The organism is Olivibacter sp. SDN3 (assembly GCF_014334135.1).
In the GTDB taxonomy this organism is placed as follows: Bacteria; Bacteroidota; Bacteroidia; order Sphingobacteriales; family Sphingobacteriaceae; genus Olivibacter.
The window spans coordinates 5,459,486-5,471,863 of sequence record NZ_CP060497.1 but is presented as its reverse complement, the minus strand read 5'-3'; the positions used below and the strand labels follow the sequence as shown (position 1 = coordinate 5,471,863).

At 43.6% G+C, this 12,378-nt stretch carries 5 protein-coding genes; all 5 read left to right on the top strand.

Annotated elements, in window-relative coordinates; all coding sequences use genetic code 11:
* The first annotated feature begins 29 nt into the window (after nucleotides 1-29).
* A complete protein-coding gene (locus H8S90_RS23010; RefSeq protein ID WP_187340124.1) occupies nucleotides 30-3,074 on the top strand; it encodes a TonB-dependent receptor in 3,045 nt (1,014 codons plus the stop codon).
* Nucleotides 3,075-3,085: 11 nt separating this feature from the next.
* Nucleotides 3,086-4,882 carry a RagB/SusD family nutrient uptake outer membrane protein gene (locus H8S90_RS23005; protein ID WP_187340123.1) on the top strand — a complete coding sequence of 599 codons (1,797 nt, stop codon included), beginning with the start codon at nucleotides 3,086-3,088 and terminating at the stop codon, nucleotides 4,880-4,882.
* A 160-nt stretch (nucleotides 4,883-5,042) separates the two neighbouring features.
* Nucleotides 5,043-8,087, top strand: coding sequence for a TonB-dependent receptor (locus H8S90_RS23000; protein ID WP_187340122.1), 3,045 nt, complete (start codon nucleotides 5,043-5,045; stop codon nucleotides 8,085-8,087).
* Nucleotides 8,088-8,122: 35 nt separating this feature from the next.
* Entirely contained in the window at nucleotides 8,123-9,667 is a 1,545-nt protein-coding gene (locus H8S90_RS22995) for a RagB/SusD family nutrient uptake outer membrane protein (RefSeq protein WP_187340121.1), read from the top strand.
* A gap of 365 nt (nucleotides 9,668-10,032) precedes the next feature.
* Nucleotides 10,033-12,333, top strand: a complete 2,301-nt coding sequence (locus H8S90_RS22990; protein WP_187340120.1) for an alpha-N-acetylglucosaminidase — start codon at nucleotides 10,033-10,035, stop codon at nucleotides 12,331-12,333.
* The last annotated feature ends 45 nt before the right edge of the window (nucleotides 12,334-12,378 follow it).

Here is a 12,378-nt window from a genome sequence, read left to right as displayed (position 1 = left end):
GATTACATAACCTTTAAACCCTAAATTTAATGATGAATTCTTGTTCTGTTAAACTAATGAAGGCACTGTTCATTGTCTTCATCAGTCATTTGTTTTTGATAACAGACGTCTTTGCACAGGAAACGATAACCGTTACGGGGACGGTTCGGGATAGTGCCGGTGTTGCTATTCCCGGAGTTTCCATCCGCGTGAAAGACGCGGCGAATCTCGGAACTACAACTAATGAACAGGGAAGATACGTAATTGACGTTGCTGAAAATGCCATTTTTCAGATTTCTTATGTGGGTTATGTCTCTAGAGAGATCTTTGTAAATGGCGCTGCCACACTAAATATCACTTTACAAACGGAGGAAGGAAGTTTGGAGGAGGTGGTGGTGGTGGGGTTTGGTGTACAACGGAAAATCTCCAGTATTGGCGCGCAGTCTACGGTAAGACCTACTGAATTAAAAACACCCGTGCGTAATCTCACAACAGTTTTAGCAGGAAGAATGTCGGGGATCGTGGGCGTACAACGCAGTGGGGAGCCTGGTTATGATAATGCCAATTTATGGATCCGGGGCCGCTCCAGTTTGGGGTCCAGTAATCCCTTGGTACTGGTAGATGGGGTAGAACGCCCGATGGATGACGTTGATCCCGAAGATATCGAAAGTTTTTCCATCCTGAAAGATGCTTCCGCTACTGCGGTATACGGCGTGAGAGGTGCTAACGGCGTTATACTTATCAATACTAGAAAAGGAAAAGTGCAGGCTACCAGTATCACCGTAGGATACAATGAAGGATTAACACAACTAACAAAGATTCCGGAATTAGTAAATGCACCACAATTCATGCGATTAGCAAACGAAGCGAACACAACACGTGGCCGAAACCCAATTTATAGTGAAGATGCTATTTATCAAACTGAGAATAGATCAGACCCTGATTTGTATCCTGACGTTAATTGGAACGATGAGCTGTTCGATAATTCTGGTAGAAACAGACGGCTGAATTTAAATATGACCGGAGGGAGTGATCGTGCACAATTTTACGTTTCTGGGGCTTATTATAGCGAAGTCGGTTTACTCAAGCGGGATGATATGCAGAAGTTTGATTCAAAGATAGGAGTTGATCGATATAACTTTACCAGCAATTTATCTTTAAAAGCAACAGGTACCACAACGGTTGATTTAGGGGTGCAAGGTTTTATTTTGGACGGAACTTATCCCGGTTATGGAACAAATGAAATCTATTCAAAATCTATGGACACCCCGCCCAATCTTTTTCCACTGGTATACTCAAATGGCTATTTTGGGGATTTACGCGGGGGAAATGGTTATCTGATGTTAACGCAATCGGGTTACAATACCCGTACAAGAAGTCGCGTAAACTCTAACATACGTGCTACACAGGATTTTGGTTTTCTTACGCCGGGCTTAACGGCTTACGCCATGTTTGCTTTTGACTATTACAATCAAAACGCAGCCCTACGTCGGCGAACACCGGATACTTTTTATGCTTCTGGACGCGATGAGGACGGAAATCTTATATTCGAGCAGACAAGGGTAGGAAATCCTTACCTGGGTTTTGAAAGAGGAGAGCAGGAAAACAATCGCCGCTTTTACACGGAAGCGGCTGTGAATTATGTACGATCATTTGAGAAACATAATGTAACCGGAATGATTTTGTTTAATCAGAGCGATTACATAAACAGTCAAGCAGGTGATCTAATTGGTTCGCTGCCGTATCGCTATCGCGGCATTGCTGGACGTGCGACTTATGACTACGCCAACAGGTACCTCTTAGAATTGAATTTTGGGTTTAATGGATCCGAGAACTTTTTGCCCTCCAAACGTTATGGTTTCTTTCCCTCAGTAGGCCTTGGGTGGGTGTTCTCTGAGGAGCCTTTTTTTGAATCTTTAAAAAATGCGATACCGCTTGGAAAGATAAGGTTCTCTAGAGGGGTGGTTGGAAACGCAGATATTGGAGGTAGACGTTTCGCTTATATTGGCACCGTAGGAGATACGGATGGTTATCATTTTGGTGATCAATATAACAACGAGTACTGGGGACGTGATATTGAAGAATATGCGGTTGACGTCACTTGGGAGAAGGCACTAAAAACCAATGTGGGCATTGATCTAAACACATTAGGTGGTGCCTTGAATTTACAGTTTGACGTCTTTCATGAACGAAGAGAAGGTTCTTTCCTAAGGCGTGCAGCAATACCGGCTTACGTTGGTTTGCGTAATAATCCTTATGGTAATCTTGGAAAGACAGAAAATAAAGGTGTTGACGCGTCGCTTACCTATAACGGTCAGCTTTCAAGAGATTTTACATTGAACGTGCAAGGTACCGTTACGTTTAATCGTAATGAAGTAATCGATGATGACCTACCACCTTGGAACTATCCTTGGCGGGAGCGAAAAGGTCAGCGGATCGACCAACGGTTCGGGTATATTGCCGAAGGATTGTTTCAGTCGCAGGACGAAATTGATAGCCACGCGATGCAAATTGGTAATACCATGCCTGGCGATATTAAATACTTAGATTTAAACGGTGATGGCGTAATCGATGCTAATGATCAGGCGCCCATTGGATACGGGCAGATTCCAGAATTGGTATACGGTTTACGCATTGGATTTAATTACAAGAACTTCTCTATGGCTGCTTTTTTTCAGGGAGCAGGAAACGTAGATATCATGACCTCCGGCCAGGGCTTTACCCCTTTTACACAAGGTGTGTCCAGCGGAAACCTTTTGACCGCGATCGAAGACAGATGGACGGAAGAAAATCCCTTGCCTAACCCGCTATATCCTCGATTAACTTTCGGAGATGAAAATATGAATTATAGGGCAAGCTCTTGGTGGGTACAGGATATGAGTTATGTAAGGCTGAAAACCTTGGATATTGGCTATACTATTGATAACAGTTTTATTAACCGAATAGGATTAAAAAAAGCAACCATATTTATGCAAGGATTTAACCTGTTGACCTTTAGTAAATTCGATTTGTGGGATGTGGAAATTGAAAGCGGAAACGGTATATCATATCCACAGGTAAAAACATATAATTTAGGAATTCAAGCAAACTTTTAATAGAAGTAGAGATGAGACTTTTTAATAAAAAAATATATAGCCTGGGAGCAATGATGCTATGCTTGATTTTTACTGCTTGCCAGAAGGATTTTTTTGATCAGATACCTGACGATAGAATTACAATTGAAGATGTTTTTAACAGACGTGACGAGTCGGAAAGGTACCTTGCAAATATATACGCCCATATAAGGCAGGAAGGAAACCAGGCAAGTGGCAGCCCTTGGATCGGAGCTGCTGACGAAGGCGATATGACCTATAATTGGGATGGTCACGCATCGCATTTTATGAACATTGGTATGTGGGATGCTAATTCGAATTTAGCCGAGTTCTGGTCGGGTTATTATCGCGGCATTCGCTCGGCTTCTTATTTCATCGAGCATATAGGCCAGAATGAAGAGATACTACGGTTGCCTAACGGCCAACAGTTGATTAACCAGTACATAGCCGAAGCACGCTTTTTAAGAGCATGGTTCTATTTCTGTGTTTTGAGGCAATATGGACCAATGGTGATTGTTCGTGAAATCATCCCGCCCGATCTGCCCATGGACGAATTGCAGCTGGAAAGAAGTCCTTATGACGATTGTGTTGCTTATATCGCGCAGGAACTTGATGAAGCAGCGGGTGTATTGCCATTAAGACATGCCAATGCGAGTGCTGATATGGGAAGAGCGACCAGCGCAATGTGTTTAGCCGCAAAGGCTAGGTTGTTATTATATGCTGCCAGCCCTTTGAATAACGGTAACACCGACTATGCCAATTTCGCAAATCAAGATGGTACGGTGCTTTATAACCAATCATATGATATTGAAAAGTGGAGATTAGCCGCAGATGCGGCGAAAGCGGTGATTGATTTAAATGCTTTTTCTCTTTATAAAGAGTATAATGAAGACGGTTCTTTAAACCCGTTGCTGTCGTATCAGAATGCTTTTATAGAACCCTTTAATGTGGAACAGATCTTTATGCGCCCAAATTGGGACTATGGCTCCTGGGATGTTGCTAATACACCTCGGTTTGCGGGAGGATGGTCTGCAATGGGCGCTACGCAGCATCAGGTAGATGCTTATTTTATGGCCAACGGAAAAACAATTGATGAGGAGGGGTCTGGCTATATTGAGACAGGGTTTTCTGAAGAAAACGATCAATATACACGCTCGGGAACTTACAATATGTTTGTTAACAGGGAGCCACGATTTTATGCTTCAATCGTTTATAGTGGTTCATTGTGGATTAATAAAGAAGAAGGGGATAGGGTAATTGAAATGCACCGTTACGGTAATAATGGAATGGAAGGACAGTACAATTACTCTAAGACCGGCTATATCGTGCGTAAGTTTGTGCATCCGAATGCCAATCCACGAATAGGTAGGGAAATAAGAAGGCCTTATGTGATGATTCGTTTGGGAGAAATATACCTTAATTATGCAGAGGCATTAAATGAATATGATCCTGGAAACCCCGATATTTTGAGGTATCTGAACTTGATTAGGGAGCGTGCTGGTATTCCTGGTATTGAACCCGGATTGGGACAAGAAGAAATGCGTGAAAAAATCAGACGGGAACGACGGGTGGAACTGGCTTTTGAAACGCTACGTTACTTTGATACGAGACGGTGGAAAGTCTCGATGGAAACCGATAGGGGGCCTTTTTATGGCTTAAATGTTGAGGCAGGGAATAGCTTAACAGATACGGAGTTTTATCAACGTACCGTATTTGAAAATAGAGTCTTTCATCCCAACTACTATTTGTTTCCTATACCGCAAAGCGAGATTGATAGGGGGCGCTTGATTGTGCAGAATCCGGGCTGGTAATATCCTGGTATAGCATTGCCGATAAAAGAATGGAGCAATTCATAAGATTATCCATCCTTTTATCATATTAGTCCATTTTCAAAGGAGGATAGTAGGCCTAAATTTACCTCCATTATTAAAGACCTAATTGAACGCTAAATATTTAACCAAACGCTAAGCTATGAGGCCGAAAATTATTTATATCCTTGTGTTTTTTTTATTGGTTGTTGAGTTGCTTGGGATGCAACCGTTATGGGCACAGCAGCCATTACAGTTAAAAGGCAGGGTAACCGATAGTAGCACGGGAGAAACCATTCCGGGGGTAAGTATTACCGAAAAAGGCACCTCCAACGGTACCAGTACAGATGAAAATGGCACGTTTAACCTGTCCGTAACCGCTGGAGCGAGCATTATTTTTACTGCAGTAGGTTATGATAGCCGGGAATTTACACCAACTGAAGAGTTGGTTAATATCAGCCTATCGTCGGCATCCAACCAGCTGGATGAAATCGTTATTGTGGGTGCTAGTATTAAAAAGGGTGATCTCACGGGAGCAGTGACGAGTATTGATAGCAGGAAACTCTCGGAATTACCAGTTACAGGGGTCAACCAGGCTATGGAAGGCCGACTGCCCGGTGTGCTTATCCAAAGTAATCCGCGTCCTGGTGGCAATGCCAGCATCCGGGTGCGTGGAAATAATTCTATCCAATATGGCGGTAATCCGATCTACGTCGTAGATGGGTTGATTATAGAAGATGCCATTAATACCATCAACCCCGATGATATTTCCAGTATTGACGTACTAAGAGATGCGTCTGCAACGGCCTTGTACGGTTCGCGGGGTGCAAATGGGGTGATTGTGATCACGACCAAAAAGGGGCAAGGTGAAGGGCAGGTAAACTATAACGGCTGGTATGGTGTACAGGAATTCAGCAGAATGGTTCCTTATATGGGTGCGCAGGATATTTTCAACCTCCGTTTGGACGCTTTTGCGAATCAGTACATGGATAACAATCCAGATGCCGATCGCGAGGCCTACATCGATCAATTATTGTCTGATGATTCTGAAGCTTTTGCCGATTACGAATTCGAAACCTATCGTTCGCGGCATAGCTACAATTGGCTGGACGAAATCACCCGAACCGGAAATCAACAAAACCATAGCCTGAACTTTTCTAAAGGAAGTGAAACAGGGTCGGTTTATTTGGGGTTAAACTTTACTGACCAAGTGGGTTTAGTGAAAAACTCCAGCTATAAACGCTATGGCGGACAGGTAAACATCGATCAAGATATTAAACCGTGGCTCAAGGTAGGTACAAGCACGTCTGTGACGAGAACGGAAGAAGAACTTCTATCTGATGGCGTTTTTAATATTGCTGCCAATGCCAATCCTTTATTAGCCATTAATGATGAAATGAATTATCTGCGTTGGGCCAATGTGGAGTCGACCGATCTTTACAACCCTTTAAGGAGTTTACGCATTGACGGCAAAAACTTTTTAAACCGGGTAATGACAACTAACTATATTAGCTTGCAACCCATTGAAGGCTTGACTGTTCGCTCTAATTTATCGGTCGATCTCCGAAATCAACAAACTTATTGGTATACGCCCAAAGATATTGGCGAATCCCTGCGGAATTCTACTGAAGGGACTGCGAATCACCGTAAAGATGAGACCCTATATTGGCAATGGGATAATACGGTTACCTACGATAAAACCATCAATGAGAAGCACAATTTATCGAGTTTGCTTAGCATGAGTGCGTCAAAACAAAATTATAATTACAACCAGATAAATGCTTTAGGTTTCGCTACCGACGATTTTTCCTACAAATATTTAAGTGGTGCTTTTTTACGCGATCGTTTTGAGTTAGGTTCTGATTTTACCACTTACTCCTTATTAAGTTATATCGGTCGGGTTAACTATAATTACGCTAGCAAATATTATGCGACTTTAACGGCGAGGTATGATGGCTCATCACGATTTGGCCCGAATAATAAATGGGGTTTGTTCCCTTCGTTGGCTTTAGCTTGGAATATTGCGGAAGAGGCTTTCTTCAACAAAGGAATAGTGAATCTCCTGAAAGTACGCGCCGGATATGGTATTGCCGGTAACCAGAACATTCCCGACTTTGCTTTCCGCTCTCTATACCGACCGGTATACTCCAATAATTCCGTGACCTACGTATCCGACGGGCGCCTAGGTAATGAAGACTTAAGATGGGAAAAACAGAAGCAACTGAATATAGGCTTGGACGCCGCCATATTAAACGACCGTTTTTCATTTAGCTTTGATTATTTTCACATCAATAACGATGATTTGCTGATGCAGCGTACTTTATCTCTTACCTCTGGTTTTTCAAATACTATAGCCAATGTAGGAGCCTTACAGAATAAGGGACTGGAATTTGTAGCCAATGCAGCTATTTTGACAGAAGGAGATCTGAAATGGAATTTCAGTGCGAATATCTCTTCTTATAAAAACAGGATAACGAAGCTATACGGTGATGTGACCGCCATTTATAATCAGGGCGGCTTTACTGGTGTGGAAATCCAGAGGGAAGGCAATCTTTTCCTGGGCGAGTCGATAAACAATATATTCGTGTATCAATTCGATAAGATTGCGCAGGTGGAAGATATGGAGCGTGTAGATGGAATGGATCTAGGGGGAAGAACGGTCAGACCGGGAGATATCCTTCCACTAGACCGTGATGGTAATGGCGTGGTTGATGAAAATGATCGCTTTGTTGTAGGTAATAAAGACCCTAAATTTTACGGTGGTTTTTCTACGGATCTCACCTATAAAGGTTTGAGTGTGAACGCCGTATTCAGTTATAATTATGGTGCGAAAGCCCTGAGCTACCTTTATGAAGGATTGATGGGAGGAAGCGGTATGTATGCCTCCCATGACGATATGAATAATCGATGGACACCCGAGAATACCAACACCAATATTCCCAGAGCTTTTTTTGGCGGCGGACGTTACGGCGCCGGTGATACGGATTGGAGCGTGCAGGATGCTTCCTTTCTACGGTTGAATGCACTGACACTTTCTTATACCTTTAATTCATCACTTACGCAACGATACAAACTCAATAATCTGCGGGTCTATACCACCGCAAGTAATTTGTTTACCATAACCAAATATAAAGGCTATGATCCAACCGGTGGAGACGACTATCCGATGGCGCGGATGTTCGTTTTTGGATTAAACCTCGGATTTTAGTTCCTCACGCTTATAGAATATTAAAGAACGAAAAAATGAAAACATTCATCAAATATAATCTCTTGTTGTTGACGCTGATCGTTTCTTCGTGCAGCAACTTTTTAGAACAGGAGCCACAAACGGCTCTCACGGAAGAACAGGTTTTCAGTGAACTGGATAATATTGAACCATTGGTGTTAGGCCTTTATACAAGTTGGCGGAATACGAGGAAGGATAGAGGAGGCTTTGTTTTTTTATTGGGTACAGATGAAGCTCAGCAAGGTGCCTATCAGGTATTGACAGACGCCAGTCAGGCCGGCCTGGACCGTTATAACGGCTTCCTATCGCCAAGCAATAATGCCTTAGCTGAGCAATGGGATAGTCGGTGGCCGGTAATTGCCGCTGCAGCTAGAGTGATCTCCTCCTTGCAGTTTAACGAGCAGGACCCTGAACGGAAAAATTTTCTGCTTGGAGAAGCAAGTTTTATAAGGGCGGCGCTAACCTTTGAGATGGTGCAATATTGGGGCGATGTGCCAATTATTGATGTGGATCGATTTGATGAGCTGGGTACAGCTAGACAACCTCAGGAGGCCGTTTATGCCTACATCATTCAGGATCTGGAAAACGCAATAGCTTATTTGCCCATATCCCAAAATGATAAACGCCGGGCAACCAAAGGGGTGGCAGAGGCGCTACTTGGAAAAGTGTATCTCTATGCGCCAGAAGAGACTGGTGTAAGAAGCTATGAGAAGGCTTTGGAACATTTTGAAGCCGTGGTCAACAGTGGTACGTACAGTTTAGTGGCTGATTATGCTGAACTGTGGGATCCGGCACATTCTAATACCAGTGAATCGCTTTACGAATTTCAATTCAGTAATGTGGTGCCCGATAACAATCAATGCCAGTGGCAGATGGGGTCGAGAGCAGTGGCTTTAGTAGATCAATATGCCTATTTTGGTGGATATGATCTACTTGTGCCTACGTCTTATGCTTATCAAGATAACAGTGAGGGCGGTATTTGGGAAGAAGGAGATTTGCGGAAAGAAGAAAGTATCCGCTATGACTTCACTTATCGGGGAGTACCCACGCCTTTGCAACCTGGTTGGGGAGGCGATGAGTTGGACCCTCACGTGAAAAAGTATGAAGACCCACGAACAGACGGTACGCTCAGTTTCTGGAATTCGGGAAAAAATATATTTTACCTACGCTATGCGGATGTCTTGCTATGTTACGCCGAAGTGTTAAATGAACTCGGACAAACAGCGGAGGCGGTCAAGATCGTTAATACTACAGTACGGCAAAGAGCATGGGGCGGTACCTTGCCGGCGAGCGCGCAGTGGAATGCAGGAATGTCTCAGGCCGAGTTTCGAACAAATATCTTGGATGAACGGATGCGTGAACTATGCTTTGAAGGTTGGCGGCGTATGGACCTGAACAGAACTACTACATTGACGAGCTACGTACCGGCGCGCAACCGTTGGGCGCAGCAATCAAATACTATTCAATCATACCATCGATATTATCCTATTCCTTTACAAGAAATTAGACAAAATGAAGATATCAGCGAAGACGATCAAAATCCCGGCTATGCGAATCAATAAACATATTTTCTTATTCTTCTTTTATCAACTTTGCTGACGATCAATAACGATGCACAGATGATACTTCTTGCAAGCCCGTTGCAAGCTTCTTGTTACGTTCTTACAAGAAGCTTGCTACAACCTTGCTATAATCTTACAAGGACGACACAACAAACTTCCTGTGATCTTGCTGTACAAGAACAGGTTAAGCACTGCCTGAATACAAAAAAATGAATTGTATAATTCTAATATAACTTGACCAGCTATCAGCGTCTTTCTCTCCTGTAAGTTTGGGAGTCAGATGATTCAAACGTTTAATCCAAATGAATGCTTAAAAGCCTTCCGGATAATTCTCATTTTCCTATAAAATTACTATTTTTCCCGGAATGAGTTTTGGAATAGAAGAAGGAGCTTTGGAAGCTTATAAAGAAGCAGCCCTTGGGTTGGTTAAACGGGTGGTGGGAGAAAAATCCACCCATTTTGATATACAGATTATTGATTCAGACGCAGGAAATGATGTCTTTGAGCTGGAAAGTACTGATGGTAAAATTGTTTTGCGCGGAAACACGCCTATAGCCGTCGCGTCTTCACTGAATTGGTACCTTAAATATTATTGTAATTGCCAGATTTCCTGGAATGGTAGCAATATGGAGCTGCCGGAAGTGCTCCCCCTGGTAGAAAATCGTTTGAGAAAGCCTACTGCCTTTGCCTGTAGGGCTTATTTGAATTACTGTACTTTTAGTTACAGTATGCCTTGGTGGGATTGGGATCGCTGGGAACAGGAAATAGATTGGATGGCCATGCACGGCATCAATTTACCGTTGGCTATTACGGGGCAGGAAGCCGTTTGGATGGCGACCTTGCGGGAATTTAAACTATCGGACGATGAGATCCGCAATTTTCTGGCAAATCCCGCCTTTATGGCCTGGCAATGGATGGGTAACCTGGAGGGCTGGGGCGGCCCGCTATCACAACATTGGATAGATAGCCATCTGGAATTAGGCAAACGGATTTTGAAGCGTCAGCGGGAACTGGGGATGAAGCCTATCCTTCAGGGATTCAGTGGTCACGTCCCGGTGAAATTACTTGAAAAATTTCCGCAGGCACATATCGAAGAACGTTTGTGGCTGTTTAATTTTAAAACGGCTTTATTGGACCCCTTAGACCCGCTCTTCGAGCGCTTTGCCAAGGTGTTCTATGAAAAGCAATGGGCGCTTTTCGGCACAGACCACTTATATGCAACGGATCCTTTCCATGAAAGCTCACCAACGGGTAAAGGTGCTGAATACCTCGAACAAGCAGGTGAGGCAATTTATCAAGCGATGCAAAAGGTCGATCCTAAAGCGGTAATGGCAATACAAACCTGGACGCTACGTGAAGGTTTACTCCGCAGAATCCCGAAAGACCGGACCTTGATGTTGTCGATCACTGGTACAAACTGGAAAAAGCACCAAAGCTACTGGGAGAGACCATGGGTTGTTGGCGCCTTGCATAATTTTGGTGGTCGAACCTATATGGGTGGCGATCTGGAACATTTTGCGCAGCATGCGCTCACGCTTTTAAATAGGGAAGATACCGGTAATATTCAAGGGATTGGGGTGTTTCCGGAGGGTATAGCCCATAATCCGATTGTATATGAGCTGCTGACGGAAGTTTGTTGGCACCAACAGCCAATCGCGCTTACAACATGGATACCACAATACGTCCGTGCGCGTTACGGGCGGTTAACAGATCATGTCGCACATGCCTGGGAGATACTCGCCCATACCGTTTACCACCAGAAAAAGGTGAAAATTATTTCGATGGAGAGTCCTATCTGTGCAAGACCTGCTCTCGATATTGTAAGGGTATCATTAAATGGCGATATGATACGTGATTATGATATTCCGGCCCTATGGGATGCGTGGCATTTTCTACTGTTAGATGCCCCCGAACTGGGTGTTAGAGACGGCTATCAATATGATGTGGTGGATCTTGCCCGCCAGTGCCTGGCGGATTTAAGCCTTTTTCTGCACAAAGAGCTTTCGGAGGCTTATAAGCAGCAGAACAAACATCAGCTGATGATCCTGTGTGATCTTTTTTTGGATTTGATGAACGACGTGGATGAGCTTTTGGCCACTCGAGAGGAGTTCCTGCTGGGAAAATGGCTCGCAGATGCCCGTAAATGTGCAGCATCGGAGACAGAGGGTGATCAATATGAAGAGGCCGCGCGAAGATTGATCACTGTTTGGGGTACAACCGCCCCGAATGCCCTGCTTTTTGATTATGCGCATAAGCAGTGGTCCGGTTTATTGAAAGGCTTTTATAAAAAGCGCTGGCAGCAATTTTTTGACTACCTGCAACAACAACCAACAGAGGAAAATAAACGTTATCGCGAAAAGCGTCTGAATAAATCCTACGATCGCCCGAGTAATAGCGCAAATGATTTTTTTGCCCAACTTGCCGCATGGGAAGAAAGTTGGGTCTATGAGAAAAATTCTTATCCCGATGAGCCGACAGGAGACCCCCTGCTTATTGCACAACGACTTTATACCAAATGGCTGCCGGTGAAGAAGAGCAAGATGAGTATTCCGTTAGATAACCAATCCTCGGACAAAGTGCTTATAACCGTAAACAGGGAAGAAACAGTCTTTAAACTCTTGGAAGAGCTTCCAGAGAAAGTAGCAGAAACGAAAGCAAATGAATAACCACAATTGAAATATCGGTCATTGGAAAAGAATTAATCTAATAAT